At 64.8% G+C, this 25,314-nt stretch carries 22 protein-coding genes and 2 pseudogenes; 4 read left to right on the top strand and 20 right to left on the bottom strand.

The window, feature by feature from the left end; translation table 11 throughout:
- The first annotated feature begins 3 nt into the window (after window positions 1-3).
- Both ACVIGA_RS29560 and ACVIGA_RS29555 read left to right on the top strand, forming a co-directional pair.
- A complete protein-coding gene (locus tag ACVIGA_RS29560) occupies window positions 4-1,356 on the top strand; it encodes an esterase-like activity of phytase family protein (protein WP_456668781.1) in 1,353 nt (450 codons plus the stop codon).
- A 220-nt stretch (window positions 1,357-1,576) separates the two neighbouring features.
- Window positions 1,577-2,041 carry a hypothetical protein gene (locus ACVIGA_RS29555; RefSeq protein ID WP_456668780.1) on the top strand — a complete coding sequence of 155 codons (465 nt, stop codon included), beginning with the start codon at window positions 1,577-1,579 and terminating at the stop codon, window positions 2,039-2,041.
- Between the two features lie 19 nt (window positions 2,042-2,060).
- Here the strand turns inward: ACVIGA_RS29555 and ACVIGA_RS29550 are convergent, their stop codons facing one another.
- From ACVIGA_RS29550 to ACVIGA_RS29535, 4 genes and pseudogenes are all read right to left on the bottom strand, one after another.
- On the bottom strand, window positions 2,061-2,699 hold the full coding sequence (locus ACVIGA_RS29550; RefSeq protein WP_456668779.1) for an enoyl-CoA hydratase-related protein: 639 nt from the start codon (window positions 2,697-2,699) through the stop codon (window positions 2,061-2,063).
- Between the two features lie 46 nt (window positions 2,700-2,745).
- Window positions 2,746-2,895, bottom strand: a pseudogene (locus tag ACVIGA_RS29545) (enoyl-CoA hydratase-related protein); the annotation flags it as partial.
- A gap of 83 nt (window positions 2,896-2,978) precedes the next feature.
- Window positions 2,979-4,655 carry a mucoidy inhibitor MuiA family protein gene (locus tag ACVIGA_RS29540; protein ID WP_456668778.1) on the bottom strand — a complete coding sequence of 559 codons (1,677 nt, stop codon included), beginning with the start codon at window positions 4,653-4,655 and terminating at the stop codon, window positions 2,979-2,981.
- A gap of 181 nt (window positions 4,656-4,836) precedes the next feature.
- Window positions 4,837-6,264 (bottom strand): MFS transporter, encoded by a 1,428-nt coding sequence (locus ACVIGA_RS29535; protein WP_456668777.1) that lies wholly within the window; start codon window positions 6,262-6,264, stop codon window positions 4,837-4,839.
- Between the two features lie 84 nt (window positions 6,265-6,348).
- On the opposite strand from ACVIGA_RS29535, the gene ACVIGA_RS29530 reads away from it, so the two are divergent.
- The gene (locus tag ACVIGA_RS29530) at window positions 6,349-6,807 is read left to right on the top strand and encodes a MarR family winged helix-turn-helix transcriptional regulator (RefSeq protein ID WP_456668776.1); all 459 of its coding nucleotides are present in this window, start codon (window positions 6,349-6,351) and stop codon (window positions 6,805-6,807) included.
- A gap of 73 nt (window positions 6,808-6,880) precedes the next feature.
- Here the strand turns inward: ACVIGA_RS29530 and ACVIGA_RS29525 are convergent, their stop codons facing one another.
- The 11 genes and pseudogenes from ACVIGA_RS29525 to ACVIGA_RS29475 form a co-directional block, all read right to left on the bottom strand.
- Window positions 6,881-8,053, bottom strand: a complete 1,173-nt coding sequence (locus ACVIGA_RS29525) for a thiolase family protein (protein ID WP_456668775.1) — start codon at window positions 8,051-8,053, stop codon at window positions 6,881-6,883.
- Between the two features lie 246 nt (window positions 8,054-8,299).
- A complete protein-coding gene (gene serA, locus ACVIGA_RS29520; RefSeq protein ID WP_456668774.1) occupies window positions 8,300-9,889 on the bottom strand; it encodes a phosphoglycerate dehydrogenase in 1,590 nt (529 codons plus the stop codon).
- Between the two features lie 209 nt (window positions 9,890-10,098).
- Window positions 10,099-11,272 (bottom strand): annotated as a pseudogene (locus tag ACVIGA_RS29515) (phosphoserine transaminase).
- Window positions 11,273-11,350: 78 nt separating this feature from the next.
- On the bottom strand, window positions 11,351-11,563 hold the full coding sequence (locus ACVIGA_RS29510; RefSeq protein ID WP_223969720.1) for a hypothetical protein: 213 nt from the start codon (window positions 11,561-11,563) through the stop codon (window positions 11,351-11,353).
- A gap of 167 nt (window positions 11,564-11,730) precedes the next feature.
- Entirely contained in the window at window positions 11,731-12,201 is a 471-nt protein-coding gene (locus ACVIGA_RS29505) for a GNAT family N-acetyltransferase (RefSeq protein WP_456668773.1), read from the bottom strand.
- A gap of 18 nt (window positions 12,202-12,219) precedes the next feature.
- Window positions 12,220-12,810, bottom strand: coding sequence for a glutathione S-transferase family protein (locus tag ACVIGA_RS29500; RefSeq protein ID WP_456668772.1), 591 nt, complete (start codon window positions 12,808-12,810; stop codon window positions 12,220-12,222).
- Between the two features lie 71 nt (window positions 12,811-12,881).
- On the bottom strand, window positions 12,882-13,709 hold the full coding sequence (locus ACVIGA_RS29495) for an outer membrane protein (protein ID WP_456670911.1): 828 nt from the start codon (window positions 13,707-13,709) through the stop codon (window positions 12,882-12,884).
- Between the two features lie 216 nt (window positions 13,710-13,925).
- A complete protein-coding gene (locus ACVIGA_RS29490) occupies window positions 13,926-14,777 on the bottom strand; it encodes an outer membrane protein (protein WP_456668771.1) in 852 nt (283 codons plus the stop codon).
- 301 nt (window positions 14,778-15,078) lie between these two features.
- Window positions 15,079-16,338, bottom strand: coding sequence for an MFS transporter (locus tag ACVIGA_RS29485; protein ID WP_456668770.1), 1,260 nt, complete (start codon window positions 16,336-16,338; stop codon window positions 15,079-15,081).
- A 289-nt stretch (window positions 16,339-16,627) separates the two neighbouring features.
- The gene (gene glmM, locus ACVIGA_RS29480; RefSeq protein ID WP_223969726.1) at window positions 16,628-17,974 is read right to left on the bottom strand and encodes a phosphoglucosamine mutase; all 1,347 of its coding nucleotides are present in this window, start codon (window positions 17,972-17,974) and stop codon (window positions 16,628-16,630) included.
- Between the two features lie 217 nt (window positions 17,975-18,191).
- On the bottom strand, window positions 18,192-18,365 hold the full coding sequence (locus tag ACVIGA_RS29475) for a hypothetical protein (protein WP_173640907.1): 174 nt from the start codon (window positions 18,363-18,365) through the stop codon (window positions 18,192-18,194).
- A gap of 123 nt (window positions 18,366-18,488) precedes the next feature.
- Between ACVIGA_RS29475 and ACVIGA_RS29470 the strand changes: the two genes are divergently transcribed.
- The gene (locus ACVIGA_RS29470) at window positions 18,489-19,625 is read left to right on the top strand and encodes an alpha-hydroxy acid oxidase (protein ID WP_456668769.1); all 1,137 of its coding nucleotides are present in this window, start codon (window positions 18,489-18,491) and stop codon (window positions 19,623-19,625) included.
- A gap of 169 nt (window positions 19,626-19,794) precedes the next feature.
- Here ACVIGA_RS29470 and ACVIGA_RS29465 read toward each other — a convergent pair whose 3' ends face one another.
- The 5 genes from ACVIGA_RS29465 to ACVIGA_RS29445 form a co-directional block, all read right to left on the bottom strand.
- Window positions 19,795-20,403 (bottom strand): hypothetical protein, encoded by a 609-nt coding sequence (locus ACVIGA_RS29465; protein WP_456668768.1) that lies wholly within the window; start codon window positions 20,401-20,403, stop codon window positions 19,795-19,797.
- Between the two features lie 362 nt (window positions 20,404-20,765).
- Window positions 20,766-21,344, bottom strand: coding sequence for a hypothetical protein (locus ACVIGA_RS29460; protein WP_456670910.1), 579 nt, complete (start codon window positions 21,342-21,344; stop codon window positions 20,766-20,768).
- Window positions 21,345-21,459: 115 nt separating this feature from the next.
- Window positions 21,460-22,338: a shikimate dehydrogenase gene (locus tag ACVIGA_RS29455; RefSeq protein WP_456668767.1), complete on the bottom strand. Its 879-nt coding sequence runs from the start codon at window positions 22,336-22,338 to the stop codon at window positions 21,460-21,462.
- A 31-nt stretch (window positions 22,339-22,369) separates the two neighbouring features.
- Window positions 22,370-23,011 (bottom strand): YoaK family protein, encoded by a 642-nt coding sequence (locus ACVIGA_RS29450; RefSeq protein WP_223969731.1) that lies wholly within the window; start codon window positions 23,009-23,011, stop codon window positions 22,370-22,372.
- 95 nt (window positions 23,012-23,106) lie between these two features.
- Window positions 23,107-25,155: an elongation factor G gene (locus ACVIGA_RS29445; protein WP_456668766.1), complete on the bottom strand. Its 2,049-nt coding sequence runs from the start codon at window positions 25,153-25,155 to the stop codon at window positions 23,107-23,109.
- Window positions 25,156-25,314 lie beyond the last annotated feature (159 nt).

Here is a 25,314-nt window from a genome sequence, read left to right as displayed (position 1 = left end):
ACCATGCGCCTGTCACTGCTCTGCTCCGTCGCCTCGATCCTGCTCACCACATCGGCGTTCGCGCAGAGCGAGGGCGAATTCCCGGCGACGCTGGCAGGACACGCCGTGATGCCGGCAGAGAGCTTCATCGACGCCCCCACTGACGCCCCGAACGATTTGAAGACGTCGGGCAAATACACCACCGGCAAGCGCGTCGACGCCATCGGCACCGTGATGGGCAAGTCCTACGAGCGGCCGACCGGCGTGTCGCTGCCGTTCAAGGGCCAGCCGCTGCAGGGCCATTCCGGCATCAAGGCGATGCCCGACGGCTCGTTCTGGGTGATCACCGACAACGGCATGGGCGCGCGCTACAACTCGGCGGACTCGATGCTGTACCTGAACCGCTACAAGATGGATTGGGCGAACGGCAAGATCGAACGCCAGGAGACCGTGTTCCTGCACGACCCCGACAAGAAGGTGCCGTTCCGCATCGTGCATGAGGACACCGCCAAGCGCTACCTCACCGGCGCCGACTTCGACACCGAAGGCTTCCAGATCATCAACGACATTTTCTGGATCGGCGACGAGTTCGGGCCCTACATCCTCAAGGCCGACAAGACCGGCAAGATCCTCGCCGTGTTCGAGACGGTCGCCGACGGCAAGCCGGTGCGCTCGCCGGATCACTGGGCCGTGCAGTCGCCTGGCGCGCCCGGTGCCACCTACACCAACGTCAATCTGCGCCGCTCCAAGGGCTATGAGGGCTTTGCCTCCTCCAAGGACGGCAAGTTCCTCTACGGCCTGCTCGAAGGGCCGTTGTGGGATGCCGACAAGAAGGACTGGGAGAAGGTCGACGGCAAGGAAGCCTCCCGCATCCTCGAATTCGACGTCGCGGCGGAGAAGTTCACCGGTCGCCACTGGCAATATGTGTTCGAGCAGAACGGCAATGCGATCGGCGACTTCAACATGATCAATCCAAGCCATGGCCTCGTGATCGAGCGCGACAATGGCGAAGGCACCGCCGACAAGGCCTGCCCGCAAGGCCAGCGCGGCGAGAACTGCTTCCCTGACCTCGCCAAGTTCAAGCGCGTCTACAAGATCGAGCTGTCCGACGCCAATGTCGGCAAGCCGGTACGCAAGATCGCCTATATCGACCTGATGAAGATCCGCGACCCGAACAAGAAGGCCCGCAAGCCGCTCAGCGACGGCGTCTACACCTTCCCGTTCTTCACCATCGAGAACGTCGATCGGGTCGACGAGACCCACATCATCGTCGGCAACGACAACAACCTGCCGTTCTCCTCGAGCCGCGATCCGAACAAGGCCGATGACGACGAGTTCGTGCTGCTCGAAGTCGGTGACTTCCTGAAGGCGAAGTGAGGCGGCTGCTCGCGTCACACACAACAGCGTCGTCGCCCGGCTCGACCGGGCGACCCAGTATTCCAGAGGCGTTCGAGTTCAACGGACAAGCCGCGGCGTACTGGATGCCCCGCTCAAGGCGGGGCATGACAGCGAATTTGCGGAAGCCAGCCCATTCCAAAGGTTGTTCTGCAATTGCCCTTCTACCGAAGCGCTCAATGATGATAGCCTCGGCGGATACGTGAATCGCCTGGGGCAAATCATGCGAGAAAAATCCAGCCTGACCTACATCGAGGCGTTGATCGCCGCCGGCTTCGTTGCGTATTTGAGCTGGGACCAGAGCTGGGGCCTTCCGCCTGGACTGGCCGCATTGCTTCTCGGCGCGATCGTCCACGTTGCCTACCTATGCCTGATGCGACGGTTGGTGAGATTTCACCAAAACAGCTATGAGATCGTGGCGACGATACTGGCCGTTGCGTGGGGCGTGCTGGCTTACCTGGTCACCGGCGCGCTGCAGGCGGGGTTCGCCAACCAAATACCCGCCACGTTGCTGATGCATCTGTGGCCCTGGATCGCGGCGCTGGCGGCTTTCATCGGAGCACTCACCAGCAAAGTGCGCTTCATGGACGATGTTCGCGAATATGTCGTCGGCCGCCGCGCGCGCTGGGACAATCAGCAATGGCTGGAGGAGGACGCGGGCTTCTAGCCCGCATTCGCAAAAGCCATCATTCCTTCCTGGTCCGGTAATCCCCGAACGTGGTGTCGCGCTGGTCGAGCTGGGCTTTGACGCTGGCGCCGTCGCGGCGGAAGCCGGCCATGTAGGCCTTGCTCGCCTCGGTCGTGAAGGCCAGCGCCTGGATTTCGGTGCCGGCGCGCATCGCGGCGCGGGCGCCCATGATCTCCATCGCGCGATGCACTGAGCGCTTGTTGAGCTGCTGCAGCTCGACCGGCACCTTCGCGGCGCGCTCGGCGAAATCCAGCGTCTTCGCCTCGAGCTCGGCGAGCGGGAACGAGCGGGTCGCATAGCCCCACTCGGCGGCCTCGCGGCCGGACATCGCATCGCCCGTCAGCATCAATTCCATGGCGCGGCGCATGCCGACCAGCCAGGGGTGATACTGCATATCGGGCGGGCTCATCAGCCGCACCGGCGGATAGCCGATCTGGGCATCGTCGGCGACATAGACCACGTCGCAGGCGGTCGCGAGCTCGGTGCCGCCGGCGAGGCAATAACCGTGCACCTGCGCGATCACGGGCTTGGCGAGATCCCAGATCGAGAACCAGCCTTCGACGACATGGCGCGACCACTGGCCGGGGCCGGATGCCGAATGATAGGGCTGGTCGACGCGGTTGTCGGCGGAGATCATAACCCGCCGAGAAGCACGGACCCGCGCCACGCAGGATCGAGATCGAAATGTCGGGATCGCGGTCGGCCTGCTCCAGCACCTCGAAGATCTCGCCGCGCAGCCGGTTGTTCAGCGCGTTGCGCTTCTCGGGCCGGTTCAGTGTGATGCGGCGGACGCGCGGTCGCGGATCATCGACGATGATGTGCTCGTAGCTCATGAATCCTCCCGATCTCAGGCCTTTTTGCCTTTGGCAAAGTGTTGCCCGAGATCGGGAGGGATGTCATCGGCTACCGGTGCAGATCAGCCCGCCGGCACCATCACGACGCCCTTGTCTTTCGGCCAACGCATCCGCCAGGCGAAATTGATGTCACGGACTTCGCCAGCCTTGGCCTCGAACGCCCATTCCAGCACCCCGCGCTTGTCGCGCAAGTTGGTCGTCGTCGCAGGCGTCGACGACGACAGCATCTCGACCACGATATCGTCGTTCTCGCTGACCGGAAGCTGGTCCTGGATCGCGACCTTGACGGGGAAGTCGTGGCCGTTGCGCACCGTGGTCTTGAAGGCGCGCTCGTCGGTCTTCGACGTGGTCACGATCAGGCCGGCGGAGCCTTCGTTGCGCTTCACCACCGCGCGCTCGATCTTGACCTTGTCGTCGGCACCAAAGCCGAGCCGCACGGTCTCGTCCTTGGCGGCGGTCGCCATCCGGCTGCGGCCGACAAAGATGCCGTCGCGGTAGATTGCGACCAGCCCCGGCAGCAGCGGCGCGTCGTCGGCCTGCACGAAGCTCGCCTCCAGGAACGCGGTCGGATCGATCACCGGGACGGCGCGGATGGCGAGATCGGGAGTGATCATGGCCGTCGAGATGCGCAGGCTCTTGGCGCCCTCATTGGCGGTGACGCTGACGCGGCCGGGAATCTTGAAGGTGGCCTGGAAGGCGCCGATCTCGGGGGTTGCCTGTTGCTCGTCAAGGGCCGTTCCTGCGCCAAGGCGGAATTCCTCGAGCGCGGCGGCCGTCGGAGCGGGCGCAAGCGCGGATCGCTGTTGCACGCTGTCAAGCAGCTTGCCGGCCATGGCCGGCCGCGGCGGCTGTGGGTACTGCACGATCAGCGAATGGAGATCGGGCGCGTTGCCGCCGCGCGCGACGCGGACGGTGGAGACGACGAGCGCGACGTTCGACCAGTCCTCGCCGGTGGTCTGGGTGATCTCGGCGCGGCGCACCAGCTCGATCGCCGGCTTGCGGTCCTTGGTCCCGGTATCGAGACGGGCGTCGTAGAGCGGCGTCCAGCGCGCGTTGCGCACCGCATAGGTCACCCGCAGCGTCGCGCGGGTGGCAGCGGCGGAGGCCAGCTCGATCCGCACCTCGAGCTTGCTCGGCGGCTTGGCGGCGCGCTCCGCTTCAAGCCGCACGATCTCGCGATCGATGTCGCGCTGCTTGCGTGCGGCGTCGCGGATCGCATTGTCGGCGGTCGCGACCTCGTCGCCGACCGCCGAGAACGCGGCGCGCCACTCGCTGACCGGACGCGCCTCGCCCTTCTCGCCGATCCCGACCGGCGCGGCCTCGGCGAAATGTTCGGCGAATTTGCGCCGCGCCTCGGCCGAGGTGATCATGCCTTGCAGATCCTCGCGCTGGTCTCGCAGCGCCTCGATCCGCTTGTCGATCTCGGGCAGGTTGGCCGGCGACACCGGGTGCGGATGCCGCGCGTCGATGGCCCCGATCGTGAGCTTGGCGCCAGCCTCGCCTTCCACCCGCAGCGAGCCCGTGTCGAGCGCCATCGGGAAATCCTTGGCGATGAGGGTGTTGTCGCCGGCGGGCAGATCCAGCGTGATGACGCGGGTGACGCTCGCGCCGTCGGGATAGACGGTCACGGCATCGACCTGCGACGCCGCATCGAGATTGGCCGCCTGCAGCGGCCCGGCAACCAGCGTACCCACCAGCACCAGGCTGGTGGTCACAAGACAATTCGCAATCCTTCGCATGACATCCCTCCGGAAAAAACGCCGCATGGCGCGCGAGACGAACGGCGCGCCGGGCTCGAAGGCGCGCCGTTTCTCGTGGTGAGACGCAGCGAGGAAGGGACTGGTTCGATTGAGGTTTCCCTGCGGCACGACAATGGCAGCGGCACGGCGCGCCGGATGGCGCGGCGATGACTTTCAGGCGTCAGCGATCCGCCCGGCGCCGGATGAACAGAACATTCGGCACGAAGCCGGCAACGGTGATGGCGATCATGATCCACCAACCGTGCTGAAACGCCGCGATCCGCTCAGTCATCGTGGTCGGCGTTGCCAGGATCGCGACAAAGATCGCGACACCGATCGCCAGCGCCGCCTGCCGAACCATGTTGATGACGCCGGAGCCGGTGGCAAACGACGAAGGCGGCAGCGAACCGGCGCCGACGCCCATCAGGGTCGGAAAGGTCAGCCCGACGCCGATACCGGTGAACATCATGCCGACCACGAAGGCGGGCATGTTGGGGTCGGCCCCAAGCAGCGTTGCCCAGATCGTGAGTCCGCCCGCAAACGATGCGATCCCGGCGGACACAACGGCCGCGGCGCCAAATCGCGCAATCAGGCGTCGGGCAAACAACAGCGAGGTGAACGGGACAAGCAGCGGACCCGGCGCGATCGCGAGGCCGGTCTTCAGCGCCGACCAGCCCCACACGGTTTGCTCCCACAACGCCACCGACAGCAGCATGGCGCCGAAGGCCGCCGAGTATGGCGCCATGACGAACGTCGCCCCGGTGAACGGGCGCACCTTGAACAACGCAGGATCGACGAAGGGATTCTTCGAGTTGAGGCAGTGCCACGTAAAGGCAGCGAGCGAGACGGCTGCGATGGCAAAGCCAAGCACGACGCCGCGCGAACCCCATCCCCAGTCATTGGCCTTCACGATCGCAAGGGTGAGCGCACCGATGCCGCAGGTGACCAGCAGCGCCGCCCATGAACTCGGACGCGGCACGTCATGGCCGGGCACTTCGGGCAGTTTCAGCCAGCCGACGATGAGCGCGACCACACCGATCGGGACATTGACGATGAAGATCCAGCGCCAGTCGAAGGTGACGAGCACGCCGCCCGCCAGCGGCCCGAGCGCGGCCGCAAGGCCGCCGATCGCCGTCCAGGTCCGCACCGCGCCGGGACGCTGCTCGGGAGGGAACGACGCCAGCAGCAGGCCGATCGAGGTCGGGGTCATCAACGCCGCACCGGCGGCCTGCGCGACGCGGGCGACGACCAGCAATTCGACGTTGGGCGCAAGCGCGCAGGCCGCCGACGCGGCCGTGAACAGCGCAACGCCGAGCAGGAAGCTCAGATTGCGGCTGTGGCGTTCGGCGAGCCGGCCGAAAAACACCAGCAGCGCCGCATAGACGATCGCATAGCCATTGAGGATCCAGGACAAATCCTCGAGCGAGGCGCCACGGAATTCCTGCGCGATGTTCGGCAACCCGACATTGACGATGAACAGGTCGAGGTTTGCGAGGCAGATGCCCACCGATACGATCGCGAGCACCTGGCGCGGTGTTGCGACACGGGAGCGTGGCCGCGCGTCAGTTCCGATAGCCAGCCTGATCGTCTCCGCCTCGATCTCCGACATCACATCCTCCAAAATATGTGCATATGCATCTATTGCCATTAGGTGCATATGCATGTATCTGTCAAGCCTAGTTTGGAGGCAGCGATGGTGAAAACGGAACCGAGCCGGTGCAATCTCACGGCGTTGCGCAAGGCGACGCGGCGCGTGTCGCAGCTCTACGATCAGGTCCTGGCGACATCCGGCCTGCGCGGCACGCAACGCGCCATTCTGGTCCACATCAGACGTTCGGGCGCGCCGACGATTGGCGAGCTGGCCGCAGCCCTGGTGCTCGACCGCACCGCGCTCAACCACAACCTCAAGCCGCTGGAGCGCGACGGCCTTTTGACCATCACCGTCGACAAGAATGACCGGCGCAGCCGCCTGGTGCGGCTGACCAAACGCGGCGAAGCCCGGCTTGACGAGTCGCAGGCCGCCTGGCGTGAGGCGCAGGAGCGCTTCGAGACCGCTTTCGGCACGAAACAGGCCGCCGATCTCAGGCAGACGCTCGAGTTGATCGCGGCGCTCGAGTTCGGCGAACGCGCGGCGAATTTGCCGGCAACATAACCAGCTTCAAACAGAAAGCGGCCCGGCGTTACCGCCGGGCCGCTCGTTCTGAGACGATCAGGATCGATCGCGTTTAGCTGTAGATCTCGAACAGGCCTGCGCCGCCCTGACCACCGCCGATGCACATGGTCACGACACCCCACTTGGCCTTGCGGCGGCGGCCTTCCTGCAAGAGGTGGCCGGTAAGCCGGGCACCGGTCATGCCGAAGGGATGGCCGATCGCGATCGAGCCGCCGTTGACGTTGTACTTCTCGGGATCGATGCCGAGTTGGTCGCGCGAATAGAGACACTGGCTGGCGAACGCCTCGTTGAGCTCCCAGAGATCGATGTCCTCGACCTTCAGGCCGTGGCGCTTCAAAAGCTTCGGCACGGCAAACACCGGACCGATGCCCATCTCGTCGGGCTCGCAGCCGGCCGAGGCCCAGGCCACGAAGCGGCCGAGCGGGTTGAGGCCGCGCTTCTCGGCATCCTTGGCTTCCATCAGCACCACGGCAGCGGCGCCGTCGGACAGCTGGCTGGCATTGCCGGCGGTGACGAACTTGCCCGGGCCCTTGACCGGCTCAAGCTTGGCAAGACCTTCCAGCGTGGTTTCGGGGCGGTTGCACTCGTCGCGATCGACCACGTAGTCGACGATCGACTCGGCCTTGGTCGCCTTGTCGACCACCTTCATCTTGGTCTTCATCGGGACGATTTCGTCCTTGAACTTGTTGGCCTGCTGCGCGGCTGCCATGCGGCGCTGCGACTCCAGCGAATACTCGTCCTGGTATTCGCGGCTGAGCTTGTAGCGCTCGGCGACGATGTCGGCGGTATCGATCATCGCCATGAAGATGGCGGGCGCGGTCTTCAGCAAGTCGGGATCGATCGATTCCTTCGGTGCGCCGCCGCCCGGAATCGAGATGCTCTCGACGCCGCCGGCGACGATGCAATCGGAGCCGTCGGAACGGATCGAGTTCGCAGCCATCGCAATGGTCTGCAGGCCCGACGAACAGAAACGGTTCACCGAGACGCCCGCGGTCGACTTCGGCAGGCCGGCGAGCAGCGCGGCCTGACGACCGATGTTCGGCGCGCCATGCGCGCAATTGCCGAGATAGCAATCCTCGACATAGTCCTTGTCGACGCCGGCGCGCTCGACCGCGTGCTTGATGGCGTGCCCGGCCAATGACATCGGCGGGGTGATGTTGAATCCGCCACGGCCGGACTTCGCCAGGCCGGTGCGCGCGTAGGAAACGATTACGGCTTCACGCATTGTTTTCTCCCTCTGAGATCGCCGGATAGTGGCGCGTCTTGACGCCTTCGTACACATTTTTCATCGGGCGCAACAGCTATACCAGGCGCCCCGGAACGGCAAACGCCGCCTCCGGGACCGGAGGCGGCGTCATGTTCCGCAGGTCGGAATTTGGATGTGCTTGAGCGGTATCTTCCCGCGTCATGCCGGCCCGTCCCGGGCGATGACGAGAGCCGCTCAAACAACGTTTAAAACGTCAGCGCCTTCTCAAAACGTCAGCGCCTTGGCCTGCTTCACCTGCGGCAGCGACTGCACCTTGGCGAGCAGATCCGCCGGCACCGCACCGTCGACCTCGACCAGCGCGATGGCGTCGCCGCCCTGCTTGACGCGGCCGAGATGGAAGGTCGCGATATTGATTTTCGCGTCACCCAAGAGGCTCGCGAACGCGCCGATGAAGCCCGGCTTGTCCTCGTTGGTCACGTAGATCATCGACTTGCCGAACTCGGCGTCGACGCGGATGCCCTTGATGTCGACGAGACGCGGCTTGCCGTCGGCATAGACTGTGCCGGACACCGAACGCTCCTGGCGCTCGGTGGTGACGGTGACGGTGATCAGGCTCTCATAGTCGCTCTGCGCGGCGCGAACGACCTCGTCCACCACCATGCCGCGCTCCTTGGCGACGACAGGCGCCGACACCACGTTGACCTCGCCCAGCATCGGCCGCAGCAGGCCGGACAGCACCGCCGAGGTGATCGCCTTGATCTTCATCTCGGCGACGTGGCCCTCGTAGGTGATCGTGGTCTTGAGGATGCCGCTCTCGGTGAGTTGGCCGGCGAACGAGCCGAGCTTCTCGGCGAGCTCGATGAACGGCTTCAGCTTCGGCGCCTCTTCCGCCGTGATCGAGGGGAAGTTGACCGCGTTGGAGATCGCGCCCGACAGCAGATAGTCCGACATCTGCTCGGCGACCTGCAGCGCGACGTTCTCCTGCGCCTCGGTGGTGGAGGCGCCGAGATGCGGGGTGCAGATCACATTGGGATGGCCGAACAGCACGTTCGAGGTCGCCGGCTCCTCGACGAACACGTCGAAGGCGGCGCCCGCGACATGCTTGGAATTCAGCGCATCGACCAGCGCCTGCTCGTCGACCAGGCCGCCGCGGGCGCAGTTGATGATGCGCACACCCTTCTTCATCTTGGCGATCGCGGCCGCGTCGATGACGTTGCGGGTCTTCTCGGTCAGCGGCGTGTGCAGCGTGATGAAATCGGCGCGCTTGAGCAAGTCGTCGAACTCGACTTTCTCGACGCCGATGTCCTTGGCGCGTTCCGGCGACAGGAACGGATCGAACGCGATCACCTTCATGCGCAGGCCGAGCGCGCGGTCAGCGACGATCGAGCCGATATTGCCGCAACCGATCACCCCGAGTGTCTTGGCGGTGATCTCGACACCCATGAAGCGGTTCTTCTCCCACTTGCCGGCCTGGGTCGAGGCGTCGGCCTGCGGGATCTCGCGCGCCAGCGCCAGCATCAGGGTGATGGCATGCTCGGCGGTCGTGATCGAATTGCCGAACGGCGTGTTCATCACGATGATGCCCTTGGCGGTCGCCGCCGGAATCTCGACATTGTCGACGCCAATGCCGGCGCGGCCGATCACCTTGAGCTTCGTCGCCTTCTCGATGATCTTGGCGGTCGCCTTGGTGGCCGAGCGGATCGCAAGGCCGTCATAGTTGCCGATGATCTCGGCGAGCTTTTCCTTGTCCTTGCCGAGATTGGGCTGGAAGTCGACCTCGACGCCGCGATCCTTGAAGATCTGCACGGCAGCGGGAGACAGCGCGTCGGAAATCAGAACTTTGGGTTTTGTCATGTGACTGTTCCTCTGCCCTGCAGCGGGCGGGTCTCTTGGACCAATGTGGTGAAGTCTCAGATCACTTCTCCCTCTCCCCGTTCTTACGGCGAGAGGGTTGGGGTGAGGGGCAGCCACGGGCAAGGAAAAAGCCGAAATGGCCCCTCACCCGGATTGCTGCGCAATCCGACCTCTCCCCGTAAGGACGGGGAGAGGTGACAAGAGAAAACTTATGCCGCCTTGGGTAGCGCTGCCTTGGTTTCGGCGAAGGCCCAATCGATCCACTGCGTCAGCAGTTCGACGTCCTTGGCCTCGACGGTGGGCACCACACCAGATCCGCAGGCCCGCCGGCGCATCGCGGTAATACGCGAAGTCGAAGCCGGCGTTCTCCTTCTCCACCAGCGCGACCAGCTTCTTGCAGAAGTCGGCCTGCGCATCAGCGGGAAGCGAGGTGATCGCGGGATCGGTGAACTTCAGGCACACCGAGGTGTTGGAGCGGATCGCGGGATCCTTGGCCAGGAAGTCGATCCAAGGCGTCCGCGCCTTCCAGTCGGCGAGCGCCTTGGTGTTGGCGTCGGCGCGCCCGATCAGCGCCTTCAGGCCGCCGATCGACTTCGCCCAGTTCAGCGCATCGAGATAGTCCTCGACGCAAAGCATCGAAGGCGTGTTGATGGTCTCGCCTTCGAAGATGCCCTGGTTGAGCTTGCCGCCCTTGGTGAGGCGGAAGATCTTCGGCAGCGGCCAAGCCGGCTTGTAGGTCTCGAGCCGTTCCACCGCGCGTGGGCTGAGGATCAGCATGCCATGCGCGGCCTCGCCGCCGAGCGCCTTCTGCCAGGAGAAGGTGACGACATCGAGCTTGGCGAAATCGAGCGGCTGCGCGAAGGCGGCCGAGGTCGCGTCGCAAATCGTGAGGCCTTCACGGGTTGCGCTGATCCAGTCGGCGTTCGGCACGCGCACGCCGGAGGTGGTGCCGTTCCAGGTGAAGACGACGTCGGACGCAGGGTCGACCTTGGCGAGATCGGGGATTTCACCGTAAGCCGCGTTCAGCTTGGTGACGTCCTTCAGCTTCAGTTCCTTGACGATGTCGCTGACCCAGCCCTCGCCGAAGGACTCCCAGGCGAGCGTGGTGACGGGCCGCGCACCGAGCAACGACCACAGCGCCATCTCGACCGCGCCGGTGTCCGACGCCGGCACGATGCCGATCTTGTAGTCCGCAGGCACCTCGAGCACTTCGCGCGTCAGTTCGATCGCGAGCTTGAGCTTGGCCTTGCCGACCTTCGCACGATGCGAACGGCCGAGGGCGGCGTCCTTGAGATTGTTGGGGTTCCAGCCGGGGCGCTTGGCGCAGGGGCCGGAGGAGAAATGCGGCACGTTGGGCCGCGAAGCGGGCTTCGCTGCAGTCATAATCTACCCTTCCAGATAGCTGCCTCTCGGTGGGGAGAGGTTTCCCGCCGTCGGAAATAGTGGAAGGGCCCCAAAACGTCAAGGAAGTTCGGACTTTTCCGGGGCAATCGGGGGATCACGGCTGATTGATGGGGCGTCCTCGACCTGCTGCATCGTCTCCTGATCGAGCAAATCTGCCGCGAGAGTCATGATCTTAACTGCCCTGCGCCGGCTCGATACTTTCAAAATGCTCTTATCGCCGGCCTGCACGATGTACTCGTTGCCGACCCGCACGATCGAATAATCCGACATTCCAATCCCCAGTCGCCGCCGCCCCGTGGGAGACGCCCGACATACCGGACTCGTTCCGCCCCGTAAATTCACGGAGACCGGCTTAGTTTATTGGCTGTTAACCGGATAGCGCAGCAGCGGCTACCGCAGGCATTGTCCTGTATGCGGCACAACTTCTTGCGTGCACGTCAAAAGCGGAGCGTCATGCCGACATGGCTGCGCGCGAATCCGAGCCGCTCATAGAAGCGCTGCGCATCGACGCGCGTGTGATGCGTCAGCAACTCAACGAGCATGCAGCCTTGCGCGCGCGCCTCCGCAACCGCCCACTGCACGAGCTGCTCGCCGATACCGCGGCTGCGGCAGTGTGTTGCGACACGGACGTCCTCGAGCAGGCCGCGCGAAGAGCCCTGCGAGCTGATGCCTGGCAGAACCGCAAGCTGCAGGCATCCGACGACGGCGCCCTCCCCGTCGACGGCGACGACGAGCTGCAGGTTCGGATCACGCTCGACCCGCGCAAAGGCATCGTAATAGCTTTGCGGCAGCGGATCCGCGATCCGCTCGCGCGCACTGCCGAGCGGATCGTCCGCCAGCATGCCGACGATGGCGGCGACATCCTCGCGGCGGGCGCGGCGGATCGTGATCGATGAAGCTGCACGCATGGCGTCGTTCACTCGGGATTAGCGCACCGCCGGCAGGCCGAGCACACGCTCGGCATCGGCGATCCAGCGGCGGATCATGGGATAGCGTTCCAGCGCGAGTCCGCCGTCCTCCGCAACGCGCGTATAGGCAAGCAGCGAGACGTCGGCGAGCGAGAACGCATCGCCGACCAGGAATTTCGTGCCGGCAAGATGCCGCTCCAGATGATCGAGCGCCCCATAGCCACGCTTGATGAGGTTCGGATCGATCTCCGACACAGCCTTGCCGAGATACACGGTCTGAAAGCGGCAGACGGCGACATAGGGCTCGTGGCTGTTCTGCTCCCAGAACATCCAGGCATCCATCTGCGCCGCGCGATAGGGATCGCCGGGGATCAGATCGCTGCCGCGCGCGAGGTAGCCGATGATGGCGTTGGATTGCGCGAGCGTGCGGCCGTCATCCAGTTCGACCGTCGGCACCTGGCCCCAACCGTTCAGCTTGAGGAATTCCGCGGTGCGGCTGCCGCCCTTCATGGTGTCGATCTCGACCCATGTGTACGGCAGTGCCAACTTGTCGCACACCCATTTCACCTTCAGGCAATTGCCTGAATTGGCGTCGCCGTGGATTTTCATGTGAGGTCGCTCCGCTTGCGGAGCAACATCCGATCAGCCGCACATTGCAGTGTCAAGCGAGGCGGCGTGCGTCAGAACTTGTAGCCGATGGCGGCGCGCACGCTGTTCTGCGTGACCGACGTGTTCTTGACCGGTGCGAACTTGACGTATTCCCACTCGCCGCGCACGAAGACACAGTTCCACAACATGTATTCCAGGCCGAGACCAGCGGTCCAGCCGGCAACGTAGGCGTCCGTCTTCGCATCTGTCGCGGTTTGCGAAAACTGCGGCAGTGCAAAGGTGGTCGAACTTCCGTCAGCAAAGTTGATCGTTCGGTTCACGGAGCTTGTGACCGTGCGCGAAACATCCATTCGGCCGACTGCGAGGCCGCCGAAGGCGTAGGGCAGGAAGTCACCGGTCGCCCAACCCGCGCGGCCGCGGAATGTCATCTCGTCCTTGAGCTTCAGCGACGCGCTTCCATTCAACGTCACGCCGTCGGCGGCAGTGGCACCGACCGGCAGGACCAGGGTCGGCTGAGCGACTTGAATCGGACCCAGACTTCCGGAGGTCGTTGTCGTCAGGCCGGACCAATAAGTATAGTTTGCTTCGACACCGACCACGACGTCGTCAAACTGATAGTTGCGTCCGACGAATGCTCCAAAGCCCGAGCTTTGCGCATTGACCCGGCCCAGCAGATTGAATTGCGACGTCGGCGCCTGCAGCGTGGTGTTGCGGAAGATGGAATTGGTCAGGGAAGCAACGCTGCCGCCGAAGTCGGTGTTGATCCATGTCTGGCTGACCTGACCGCCGGCATACCAGCCGTCCCAGTTTCTGGTCGGCGCGCTGGAAGCGGGAAGACTGCCGCGAAGGAAATCAGGCATGTCGGCCGCCTGCGCGCCGGTCACCGCCCCGAACATCATCGCCACCAGCAAGAACCTACGCATTGCAACGCTCCATCCCACTCACCGAATGCGCGTTGATCATCGCCTGTTAACCTTAACCAATCGTTGTCGCCGGCAGCTTTCGACCACTCAAGTTCCAGAAGCTCGTGACATGACACGGCAAAGAAAAACGGCGCGGGATGATCCCGCGCCGTTTCAATCGTTAACCGTGAAGGCTCGAAATTAACCCTCAGATCAGCCCTTGCGGATCAGCGGGGGCGGCGGCGGGGGGGGCAGCACGTCGCAGCACGGCAAGGCGAAGCGCACGCCGAGCTTCACATCCTGTGAGGTCATGTCGCGGTACTGGAAGCTCGAGGGACCGGTCGGCGTGCCGTCGAAGAAGTGACCCTGGCCGTGGCCGGCGGTGCCCATGTCGAGGTAGCGATAGGCCAGTTCAACCGTGAAGTTGTTGGTGACCTTGTAGGCGACACCGGCATGCAGCGCCCAGGCGAAGTTGGTCTTGGTGGCGCCGTCGGCGACGAAGGAACTGGTCACGCCGGACCCGGTCGGGAACGTCGCGACGTCGGAGAAGGCCGAGGTCTTGATCACCGCGGCACCGACACCGGCACCGATGAACGGGGTCAAGCAACCCCAGGTGCCGAGATCGGCGTAGATGTTCGCGAGGCCGACCCAGCTCTGGACACCGCCGTGGTAGGTGTCGCCCAAGGAGCTCGGCCCGGGGAACGTGAAGAAGTCGGTGCCGTTGAAGCTCACCTTCGAGCGATACTCACCGGTGATGTCGGCGCGGAACCAGCTGTTGAACTGATAGCCGACGCCGACGCCGAACAGCATGCCGCTGTCGAAGCCGGTGCCGAACTGGTTGAACGTGGTGCCGGCCGGCAGCGTGTCGTAGGCATTGGCGTGCAGCTTGGCCTGGGTGTTGGTCATGCCGATGTCGCCGCGCAGATACCAGCCGCCGAAATCCTGGACCGGCGGAGGAGCATACGCCATCGGGGGCGGCGGCATGATCGGCATGTCGGCAGCGAACGCCGCCGAGGACAACAGGGATGCCGCTCCGGCGGCGATCAGGGTCTTTACGCTACGCATTGGCTTCGTCCTTTTGGCCCAAGTGAGGCGACACGAAAGGCCCCACGTCTGAAACTCACGGGCGGACGATGGCAGCAAATGTTTAAGCGGCACTTAACCCTAATTTTTAAGGTTGATTTTCTCTCACCTTTTGCTGCGGCTGTTGCTTATGGGTCCATAAAGGCGCGCGTGCAGCGGCGAAAGATGGCGATCTCGCCACAGTTGCTAATGAAGCGTTGACGCACGCGCGCGGTATGCAGCGCACGCAAGCGCTGAGCGTTAGCGAATGCTTAATGAAGGGCGGCGCCCTCGCCGCGGACGTTCAGCGAACGGCCTTCGGCATCTTCGGCAGGAACACCGCGAGCAGGCCGATCGCCGGCAGGAATGAGCACAGCTGATAGACAAAGGCGATCGAGGTGTGGTCCGCAAGCTGGCCAAGCACCGCGGCGCCGAGACCGCCGATGCCGAACGCGACGCCGAAGAACACGCCGGAGATCATGCCGAAGCGATGCGGCATCAATTCCTGCGCGAACACGATGATCGCCGACGTCGCCGACGAGATGATCAGGCCGATCACGACCGTCAGCACGGCGCTCGTGAACAGACCCGCATAAGGCAGCGCCAGCGTGAACGGCAGCGCGCCGAGGATCGAGAACCAGATCACGTATTTGCGGCCGAAGCGGTCGCCGAGCGGTCCGCCGATGAACGCGCCCGCGGCGTTCGCCGCCAGGAAGATGAACAGATAGAGTTGCGCCGCCTGCGTCGAGACGCCGAACCGGTCGATGAGATAGAAGATGTAATAGCTCGACAGGCTCGAGACATAGAGCTGCTTGGAGAACAGCAGCGCGACCAGCACGATGAGCGCGGTCATCACGCGCCGCCGATCCGGATGGTCGGGATGCCGCTCGATGGTGACCGCCTTCTTGCCTGCGATCTGCGGCTTGTACCAAACGCCGATGCGCCAGAGGATCACGATGGCGAGGAACGCGATCGAGGAGAACCAGGCGATCGAGGGCTGGCCGAACGGCACCACGATCAGCGCGGCGAGCACCGGTCCCATCGAGGTGCCGAAGCTTCCGCCGAGCTGGAACACCGATTGCGCGAAACCGTAACGCCCGCCGGACGCCAGCCGCGCGATGCGCGAGGATTCCGGGTGGAACACCGCAGAGCCGAGACCGACCAGCGACGCCGCGATCAGGATCATTCCGTAAGAGTGCGCGACGCTGAGCAACAGCAGCCCGAAGAAGGTGAAGCCCATGCCAGTCGCAAGCGAGAACGGCTGCGCTTTCTTGTCGGTGAAATGCCCGACCAGCGGCTGCAGCAGCGACGCCGTGAACTGGAACGCCAGCGTGATCATGCCGATCTGCGCGAAGTCGAGCGCGTAATTGTCCTTCAGGATCGGATAGACCGACGCGATCAGCGACTGCATCGTGTCGTTGAGGAAGTGTGAGAAGCTGATGCCGGCAAGCACGACATAGGCCGGCCCCGCAGCGGCGGCCGCCTTCGCGGCCTGCGCGGCAGTCAACTCCGGCACCGGCACCGGTTCGCCCAGTGCCTGCTCGCTTACGACGGGCTTGTTCAATGCAGCATTCCCGGCAGGATTCGCAAAACTACCTCCGTGTCGTACGACGCGGAGGTGAAACGGACCAGTTGCGCTGGACGATGGCAGCGATGCGCTATGTGGCCGACGCGCGAACTCTCTCGCCGTCATCCTGAGGAGCGGCCTCTTGGGCCGCGTCTCGAAGGATGAATCGGCCACCAGCCGGGCCGTGCACCCTTCGAGACGCGCGCAAGAGCGCGCTCCTCCAGCGACAAAGGCGAAGCCTTTGCGCGGGGATGACGGATCACTGGCTGATGCAGCCGGAAGGGCCTTACGCCGCCGCGGCGTGGCCGAGTGCGCTGACGATGTTGTCGACGACCTCTTCCACCAGGATGCGATCGTCCCCCTCGCCCATCACGCGGATCACCGGCTCGGTGCCGGAGGGGCGGATCAACAAACGGCCATGGCCGTTGAGGCGCTTCTCGCCGTCGGTGATCGCGGACTTGACCTCGGCGTCGTCGAGCGGCTTGCCGCTGCGATAGCGCACGTTCTTCAGGATCTGCGGCAAAGGATCGAACCGCCGGCAGATCTCCGACACCGGGCGGCGCAGCTTCTGCACCACGGCCAGCACCTGCAACGCAGCGACGAAGCCGTCGCCGGTGGTCGAATAGTCCGACATGATGATATGGCCGGACGGCTCGCCGCCGAGATTGTAGCCGCCGCTCAGCATCTGCTCGAGCACATAGCGATCGCCGACCGGGGTGCGGACCATCGAAAGCCCGAGGCCCTGCAGGAAGCGCTCCAGTCCGAGATTGGACATTACGGTCGTGACGATGCCGGGCTTGGCGAGACGCCCCTCTTCCTTCCAGCTCTGCGCGATCACCGCGAGCAGCTGGTCGCCATCGACGATGTGGCCGCGCTCGTCGACCAGGATGACGCGATCGGCGTCGCCATCGAGCGCGATGCCGATGTCGGCGCGCATCTCGCGCACCTTCCGCGACAGCGCTTCCGGCGAGGTCGAGCCGCATTCCTTGTTGATGTTGAAGCCGTCGGGTTCGACCCCGATCGGCACCACGTCGGCGCCGAGCTCCCACAGCGCTTCCGGCACCACCTTGTAGGCGGCGCCATTGGCGCAATCGACCACGACGCGCAGGCCGTCGAGCGAGAGGTCGCGCGGCAGGGTGCGCTTGGCGAATTCGATGTAGCGGTCATGGACGCCGTCGATGCGGCGGGCGCGGCCGAGGCTCGCGCTCTGCGCCAGGCGGCGGTCGAGCGATTCATCGAGCAGCTGCTCGATCTGCTTCTCGACATCGTCGGAGAGCTTGAAGCCCTGCGGGCCGAACAGCTTGATGCCGTTGTCCTCGAAGAGATTATGCGACGCCGAGATCATGACGCCGAGATCGGCGCGCATCGACTTGGTCAGCATCGCGATCGCCGGCGTCGGCATCGGGCCGACCAGCAGCACGTCCATGCCGACCGAGGTGAAGCCCGCGACCATGGCGTATTCGATCATGTAGCCGGACAGCCGCGTGTCCTTGCCGATCACGACGCGATGGCGATGGTCGCCACGCTGAAACACCAACCCTGCGGCCTGCCCCACCTTGAGCGCGAGCTCCGGCGTGATCAGCCCATTGGCGCGGCCCCGAATTCCATCGGTCCCGAAATATTTGCGGCTCATGATACCCCCAACACGGACCTCTCGAACCACCCGGCGAGAGAGTCCTGAACGCCTACCAGTGTAGCGTGCATCGGCCTTATAGACTGCCAGGCGCTAAAATGACTTCAAAAAATATGATGAATCATTACCGCGGCCGAACCGCGTTTTTCGGCATTAACGCGCTGAAAAATATAACATTATCGCCCTTCAGGCAATCCCCGGGAACGACTGCTGTCCCCTACCTCTTACCGCCTCGTTTGACGTGCTGGTCGCCCTTGCTGGGGGCCGGCTGGGTGACATTGACCGGGTCGGAACCGGGAAACGTCTCCTCCAGGCCCTCTTCCAGGGCCTCGTCGAGCCGGCGCTTTTCGGCGTTGTCGTCTGGCTTCGGCTTGGAGCCTGATTGCGTCATCGTGCTCTCCTGTCCGTCTTCAGATTTGGCGGGCCTTCCAACCATGCTAGATGACGGCAAGACCGAACACCCGCAAGACGTCTGCATCTAACTTGCGACCGAGAAGAAGGGCCGGGAACGTCCATGAAGCACATTACCTGCATCGAAGATCTGCGCCAGCTGCACAAGCGCAGGGTGCCGAAGGCGTTTTTCGATTATGCGGACCGCGGCTCCTACACCGAGGATACGCTGCGCGCCAACTCCGAAGACCTGCAGCAGATCAAGTTCCGCCAGCGCATCCTGGTCGATGTGTCCAAGCGCAGCCTGGCGACCACGATCCTGGGTGAACCCTCGGCGATGCCGCTGATCCTGGCGCCGGTCGGCCTGCTCGGCATGCAGCATGGCGACGGCGAGATCCACGCCTGCCGCGCGGCGCAAGCGGCCGGCATCCCGTTCACCCAGAGCACGATGTCGATCTGCTCGATCGAGGATATCGCGGCCAGCGTCGACAAGCCGTTCTGGTTCCAGCTCTACGTCATGAAGGACCGCGGCTTCATCAAGTCGCTGATCGAGCGCGCGATCGCGGCGAAATGCTCGGCATTGGTGTTGACCGTCGACCTGCAGGTGATCGGCCAGCGCCACCAGGACATCAAGAACGGCATGACCGTGCCGCCGGAATGGTCGCTGTCGAAGCTGATCGACTTCGCGACCAAGCCCGCCTGGGTGTCGGGCGTGCTGCAAGGCAAGCGCCGCACTTTCGGCAACATCGCAGGCCACGTCAAAGGCATGGACGACATCGTCAAGCTCTCGGAATGGACCGCATCGCAGTTCGACACCACGTTGAACTGGAAGGACATCGACTGGATCCGCAGCATCTGGCCGGGCAAGCTGATCCTTAAAGGGATTCTTGATGTCGAGGACGCCGACCTCGCCGCCAAGACCGGCGCGCAGGCAATCGTGGTGTCCAACCATGGCGGCCGCCAGCTCGACGGCGCGCCGTCCTCGATCGAGGTGCTGCCAGAGATCGTCGACGAGGTCGGCTCGAAGCTCGAGATCATGTTCGACGGCGGCATCCGCACCGGCATGGACATCATGCGCGCGCTCGCGCTCGGCGCGAAGTCCTGCATGATCGGCCGCGCCTACGCCTACGGCCTCGGCGCCGGCGGCGAGGCCGGCGTCGCCAAGGCGCTCGACATCCTGGGCAAGGAGCTCACCACCACGATGGGGCTGTGCGGCGTCAACACCATCGCCGAGATCGACGACAAGGTGCTGGCGGTTTAGGGCGCAGCCACGTACTCCCACGTCGTCCCGGGCAAGCGAAGCGCGACCTATCGTAGCCCGTCATTCCGGGATGGTCCGAAGGACCAGACCCGGAATCTCGAGATCCCCCGATGCGCAATTGCGCATCTGAGGTTCGATGCTTCGCGTCGCCCCGGGATGACGCTTCGCGTCACATCGGCGGCGCGATGCCGTCGCGGCCGACATTGACGCGGTTGGCTTCCAGCGTGCCGTCGTCCTTCTTCACCGCGCCGAAGATGATGATCTTGGCGCCCGGCTTCAGCTCCGACTTGTCGCCGGAGACGAAGGTGACGACCGGGGTGTCCGGCGGCACCACCACCTTCTTCTCACCGTCCTTGTACTTCACCAGGATGTTCTGGCCGTCGGTGCCCTTCACGGTCTCGGCGACGGTGGCGTTGGTCATGGTCGAGTTGGCGCGCAGGTCCCAGGGTCGGAATCCTTCGGCGGCGCCGCGCTGGTTTTCCGGGAAGATGTGAACCGCGATCGCCTTCTGGGTTCCGTCCGGCTCGGGCATCGCGGTGACGCCGATATAGGAACCGGCCTTGATCTCAGACAGATCGGTCTTGGCGACGCCGAACACCGCGACGTTGTCGGTGGTGCGCACCTTCATGTCGGCGCCGTCGCGCGACTTGATCGACAGCATCGCGCCGTCGACGGCCTCGATGGTGCCGCGGATGCGGACCATCGGCGGCTGCTGGGCGGATGCGGCCGAAGTGAAGGCAACGATAAGCAATGCGGCGAACAGCGTCGATTTCGGCATGGTGTTCCTCATGGGTTTGGCTGGCGAATCAGGGAACACCGGGGAGTTGCAGGTATTCCGTGCGGCTACCTCCCCTTCGCGGGAAAGTGGCGCGCACGACAACTACGGGCCGGATGAGGATGCCGTTACTGCGGTAACGGACAGGTGATATGCTTGAGCGCTCCACGGCCCGTGGCCCGAATAGTCTTCGTCGTCCCGGGCAAGCGAAGCGCGAGCCGGGACCCATAACCACGACCCTGCGAGATTCGGCACGCTGTGGCCCCGGCTCTTCTCAACAATTATGAACGGTGGTTATGGGTCCCGGCTCCCGTGCGCAATTGCGCACTAGGCCGGGACGATACGTTGAGAGGCCGCCGTTCGCCTCACATCGGCGGCGTGAGCCCGTCGCGGCCGACGCTGACACGGTCGGTCTCAAACGAGCCGTCGGGCAGCTTCTTCATGAAGGCGATGACCTTGGCGCCGGTCTTGAGGTCCGCCTTGTCGCCGGGAACATAGGTCACGACAGGCGTGTCGGGCGTGACCTGCACCTTCTTCTCGCCGTCCTTGTACTTGACCAGCAATGTATGACCGTCATTGCCGACGACGGATTCCGCGACGGTGGCGTTGGTCATGCTGCTGTTCGGCTTCAGATCATACGGCCGAGAACCTTCGCCGGTGCCGCGCATGTTTTCGGGGAAGACATGCACCTCGACCGCTTTCGGCGCGCCGTCGGGCCCCGGCACCGTGGTCGTACCGATGAAGGAACCGACCTTGATGTCGGCCAGGCCGATCTTGGTGAGGCCGAGCACCACCATATTGCCCGCCATGTGCAGCTTGACGTCCTGGCCGCTGCGCGACTTCACCGCGAGCGTATCGCCATCGACGCTCTCGACGGTTCCACGCACGCGCGTCGGCGTCGGCGGCTGCTGCGCAAGCGCGTAGAGCGTGGATGCCGTCACCATCGCAAGCGCAATGAACGGACGAATGAAATGGGAACGGCTGGCAGTCATGGGGATCTCCGGGAGGGAACGCGGGGGACTAACACGAGACCCCGTTCCGGAGACGCTATTCCAGGCCTCAAGTCTTTGTGAGATCGGCCTCGACAAGCGCACGCAATTCCGCCGTGACCTGCGGGCGCTGGCCGAACCACAGCTCGAAACCGCGCACCGCCTGGTGCAGCAGCATGCCGAGCCCGTCGGCGGTCTTCAGGCCACGCGCCTCGGCTGCGGCGAGCAGCGGCGTCACCAGCGGCACATAGACAATATCGGAAACAACCGCATTTTGCGGCAGCAACCGCACATCGACCTCGAGCGCGGGCTGGCCATGCTGGCCGAGCGACGTGGCGTTCACCAGCAGCCCTGCGCGCGGCAGCAGCTCGCCGACCGTGCCCCACGTCGCGGGATGAACGCGTGCGCCGAACTGGTCGGCCAGCGCACGGGCTCGGTCGATGGTGCGGTTGACCACATGCACGCGCGCAATCCCGCGCTCGATCAGGCCGAACACCACCGCGCGCGCCGCGCCGCCGGCCCCTAACACCAGCGCATCTTCGGTCTTGTCCCAGCCGGGTGCGCAGGCGTCGAGATTGTTGATGAAGCCTTCGACATCGGTGTTGGTCGAACGCAACTCGCCATCGGCAAACCACAAGGTGTTGGCGGCGCCGACGGCGCGGGCGCGCGCATCCGGCGTCGACAGCGCCAGCGCGTGCTCCTTGTGCGGAATGGTGACGTTGGCCCCGACGAAGCCGCGCAGCGACAGGCGGAACAGGAAATCCTTGAAATCCTCCGGCGGCACCGCCTCGATCACGTAACCACCCTCGATGCCGAGCGTGCGCAGCCAGTAATGATGGATCAGTGGCGAGCGGGAATGCGCCGCCGGCCAGCCGATCAGGCACGCGGCGCGGGTTTTGCCTTGAGCGCTGCCTTGGGTGTTACCGTGAGTGTCGCCTTGGGATGTCATGGCCGTGACATTGGCCAAGGCAGGCGCGCTGTCAATCCGTCCGCTTCGCGGTTGCGGCAACCAGCGCGCTAAGGGCGAACGCGGTGGCCGCGGCAAACCAGATCGCACCGAGATTGATCCAGCGGTAGGCCAATGCGCCGCCGAGCGCGCCCGCAACCAGCGCCGCCCACAGCAATACGTTGGGCAGCCAGGCCCAGGGCGCACCACCGGTCAGCGCGGCGGCGATCAGCTGCCCCGCCTTGACCAGCGCGCCCGTGACATAGGTCAGCCCAAGCCCGGCCCCGCCTTCGAGCTGGAACACGGCGTTCTCGAGCCCCATCGCCAGCACGATGGCGGCGACCGCCGCATTCGGCAGGCCATACCCATAGGCCAAGGCCGCCGATGTCAGCAGCAGTGCCTCGACCAGCAGGATCAGCGGCTGGCGATGCGCGATGCGGCTGAGCACGACCAGGCTGCCGGCCGCAGCACCGGCGACGAACAGCACGATCAGCTCCAGCGCTTCCAGGGCATGCTGCCAGTGCCCCTCAGCCAAGGTCACGCCGAGACGCGTCGAGTTGCCGCTCATGAAGGAGACGAACAGCCCGCCGAGATGCAGATAGCCGATGCCATCGACATAGCCGGCCAGCGCGCTGAGCGCACAGGCCAGCGCCAGGTTGCGGCGGGATTCAAGCATGATGTCGTTGCGCCCCCATCAGGGACGCAGGCTAGCGGCCTCAGGCCATCCTGCCAACGATCACGCCTACGCGCGGCGTGATCGTTGCAGCAGTTTCACGCCGCGTCGCGATGCGCGGCGATGATCTGGTCGGCGGCGCGGCCGGTCACTTCGGCCATGCGATCGAACTGGCGGGTGAAGGTGCCAGCGCCGGCGGTGGCGGAGCGCAGCTCGACGATGAGGTCGCCGATCTCGGATTCCGGCATCGTGGCGCGGACGCAGTCCCAGCCGCTCCAGCCCTCGCGGGTGTCGAAGCCGAGGATCTGGCCGCGCCGCGCCGACAGGATCGCGTTGACCTTGGCGGTCGCCTCGGTCGGGCAGACGATCTCCACCATATGGATCGGCTCCAGCAGCACCGGCTGGCACTGCGGCAGCGCCTCGCTGACGCCGGCCCGCGCCGCGGTACGGAACGCCAGGTCGGAGGAGTCGACGCTGTGATAGGAGCCGTCGGTCAGCGTGACGTCGACATCGATCACGGGAAAGCCGAGTGGCCCTCGGACCAGTGCGTCGACCACGCCCTCCTCCACCGCGCCGATATAGTTGCGCGGCACTGCGCCGCCGACCACCTTCTCGTGGAATTCGAAGCCAGATCCGCGCGGCTTCGGCTTGATGTCGAGCACGACGTCGCCGAACTGACCGTGGCCGCCGGACTGCTTCTTGTGCCGTCCGCGCTGGGTGACCGCCTTGCGGATGGTCTCCTGATAGCCGATCGCCGGCGGATGCGATTTGACGTTGACGCCGTAGCGGTCCTTCAGCCGCTCCTGCGCGACGCGCAGATGCATCTCGCCCTGCCCCCACAGCACGGTGTCGTGGGTGCGCGGGTTCTGGATCATCGTCAGCGACGGATCCTCCTCGTTCAGCCGCAGTAGCGCCTGGCCGAGCTTGACGTCGTCCTTGCGGTCGGTCGCGGCGATCGAGATCGACAGCACCGCCGCGACGGGCTCGACCTTGACCAGCGAGGCCGGAGCCGTCTTGCCGCTCGACACCGTATCGCCGGTCTTGATCGCATCGAGCTTGCCGAGCGCGACCGCGTCGCCGGCCTCCGCCTGCGGCCGCTTGCTGTCATGCGTGCCCGAGACCGCGAGGATGCCGGAGACGCGTCCGCTCTCGCCGGTTGAGGATTGCAGCGTCGCGCCGTCGTCGAGCCGGCCTGCGAGCATGCGCGCCAGCGACAGCTTGCCGCCGTGCTGCAGATGCACGGTCTTGAACACATAGGCCAGCGCATCCTTCTGGTCCTTGATGCCGAGCCGCGCGGCAGTCTCAGTGACGCCGGGCGCCTCGTGGCGCAGCGCCTTCAAAAGGCGGAGCACGCCGTTCTCGCGGCTCGCCGCACCCAGCAGCACCGGACAGATCAGCCCATCGCGCAGTTCGCGCGCGAGATCGTCGAACACCGCATCGCGCGGCGGCTGGATATCCTCCAGCAACTGCTCCATCAGCGCATCGTCGTGATCGGCGAGCTTCTCCAGCATCGAGAAGCGCGCTTCCTTCTCGCGATCGAGATTGCCGCCCTCGAGCGCCATCACCTCCGACGGCTTGTGCTCGCGATAGACGAAGGCGCGCTCCAGCGCGAGATCGACGAAGCCTTCGATCAGATCGCCATTCCAGATCGGGATCTGGCGCAGCACCAGCGGTACGCGCGACGCCGGCTGCAGCGTCGCAAGCGTCTCGCGGACGCGCTTGTTGGCGCGGTCGATCTTGTTCAGGAACAGGAAACGGGGAATCCCGAGCTCCTCGAGCTCGCGCAGGATGATCTGCAACTGCGGCAGCTTCTTCTCGTCAGCCTCGCAGACCACGACCGCGGCATCGACCGCCGGCAACGCGGCACGCATGTCGTGCGCGAACTCGATCGAGCCGGGGCAATCGATAAAGGTGTAGCTGTCCCCCATAAAGGTGGTGGTCGCGGCGGTCAGGCCTACGCCCATCTTGTGTTGACGTGCCTCGGGGCTGGCATCGCCGACGGAGGTTCCGGCATCGACGCTGCCGGCTGACTTGATGGCGCCTGTGCGCGCCAGGATCGCTTCCAGAAGTGTGGTTTTACCGCTTTGGAAAGGGCCCACCAATGCGATGCACCGTGGACCTCGGGGACTTCTGACGTCTTGTCCCATTGCCGCCTCCTCGTGTTGGAGCTCGGCCCATGATTGGGTCGGCGACCGTTTATGCTCTGCCTGCGTTTGACATTTGGCAAGCGGGAAAACGTCGCTGCGGTGCGGCGTCGCGGGAGTTTGCGATGGCGGAGTTGCGCGCCGTGGTTCGCCGAACGAAAG

The sequence above is a fragment of the Bradyrhizobium sp. USDA 3240 genome, assembly GCF_054063295.1.
Note: the sequence above shows the minus strand (reverse complement) of the source record. Positions and strands in the feature narration are given on the sequence as shown.

What these genes read in the sequence shown, in the direction of transcription:
- ACVIGA_RS29560 (WP_456668781.1), top strand. Translation starts at nt 4, where the DNA reads ATGCGCCTGTCACTGCTCTGCTCCGTCGCCTCGATCCTGCTCACCACA.
- ACVIGA_RS29550 (WP_456668779.1), bottom strand. Translation starts at nt 2,699, where the DNA reads ATGATCTCCGCCGACAACCGCGTCGACCAGCCCTATCATTCGGCATCC.
- ACVIGA_RS29540 (WP_456668778.1), bottom strand. Translation starts at nt 4,655, where the DNA reads ATGCGAAGGATTGCGAATTGTCTTGTGACCACCAGCCTGGTGCTGGTG.
- ACVIGA_RS29535 (WP_456668777.1), bottom strand. Translation starts at nt 6,264, where the DNA reads ATGTCGGAGATCGAGGCGGAGACGATCAGGCTGGCTATCGGAACTGAC.
- ACVIGA_RS29530 (WP_456668776.1), top strand. Translation starts at nt 6,349, where the DNA reads ATGGTGAAAACGGAACCGAGCCGGTGCAATCTCACGGCGTTGCGCAAG.
- ACVIGA_RS29525 (WP_456668775.1), bottom strand. Translation starts at nt 8,053, where the DNA reads ATGCGTGAAGCCGTAATCGTTTCCTACGCGCGCACCGGCCTGGCGAAG.
- serA (WP_456668774.1), bottom strand. Translation starts at nt 9,889, where the DNA reads ATGACAAAACCCAAAGTTCTGATTTCCGACGCGCTGTCTCCCGCTGCC.
- ACVIGA_RS29510 (WP_223969720.1), bottom strand. Translation starts at nt 11,563, where the DNA reads ATGTCGGATTATTCGATCGTGCGGGTCGGCAACGAGTACATCGTGCAG.
- ACVIGA_RS29505 (WP_456668773.1), bottom strand. Translation starts at nt 12,201, where the DNA reads ATGCGTGCAGCTTCATCGATCACGATCCGCCGCGCCCGCCGCGAGGAT.
- ACVIGA_RS29500 (WP_456668772.1), bottom strand. Translation starts at nt 12,810, where the DNA reads ATGAAAATCCACGGCGACGCCAATTCAGGCAATTGCCTGAAGGTGAAA.
- ACVIGA_RS29495 (WP_456670911.1), bottom strand. Translation starts at nt 13,709, where the DNA reads ATGATGTTCGGGGCGGTGACCGGCGCGCAGGCGGCCGACATGCCTGAT.
- ACVIGA_RS29490 (WP_456668771.1), bottom strand. Translation starts at nt 14,777, where the DNA reads ATGCGTAGCGTAAAGACCCTGATCGCCGCCGGAGCGGCATCCCTGTTG.
- glmM (WP_223969726.1), bottom strand. Translation starts at nt 17,974, where the DNA reads ATGAGCCGCAAATATTTCGGGACCGATGGAATTCGGGGCCGCGCCAAT.
- ACVIGA_RS29475 (WP_173640907.1), bottom strand. Translation starts at nt 18,365, where the DNA reads ATGACGCAATCAGGCTCCAAGCCGAAGCCAGACGACAACGCCGAAAAG.
- ACVIGA_RS29470 (WP_456668769.1), top strand. Translation starts at nt 18,489, where the DNA reads ATGAAGCACATTACCTGCATCGAAGATCTGCGCCAGCTGCACAAGCGC.
- ACVIGA_RS29465 (WP_456668768.1), bottom strand. Translation starts at nt 20,403, where the DNA reads ATGCCGAAATCGACGCTGTTCGCCGCATTGCTTATCGTTGCCTTCACT.
- ACVIGA_RS29460 (WP_456670910.1), bottom strand. Translation starts at nt 21,344, where the DNA reads ATGGTGACGGCATCCACGCTCTACGCGCTTGCGCAGCAGCCGCCGACG.
- ACVIGA_RS29455 (WP_456668767.1), bottom strand. Translation starts at nt 22,338, where the DNA reads ATGACATCCCAAGGCGACACTCACGGTAACACCCAAGGCAGCGCTCAA.
- ACVIGA_RS29450 (WP_223969731.1), bottom strand. Translation starts at nt 23,011, where the DNA reads ATGCTTGAATCCCGCCGCAACCTGGCGCTGGCCTGTGCGCTCAGCGCG.
- ACVIGA_RS29445 (WP_456668766.1), bottom strand. Translation starts at nt 25,155, where the DNA reads ATGGGACAAGACGTCAGAAGTCCCCGAGGTCCACGGTGCATCGCATTG.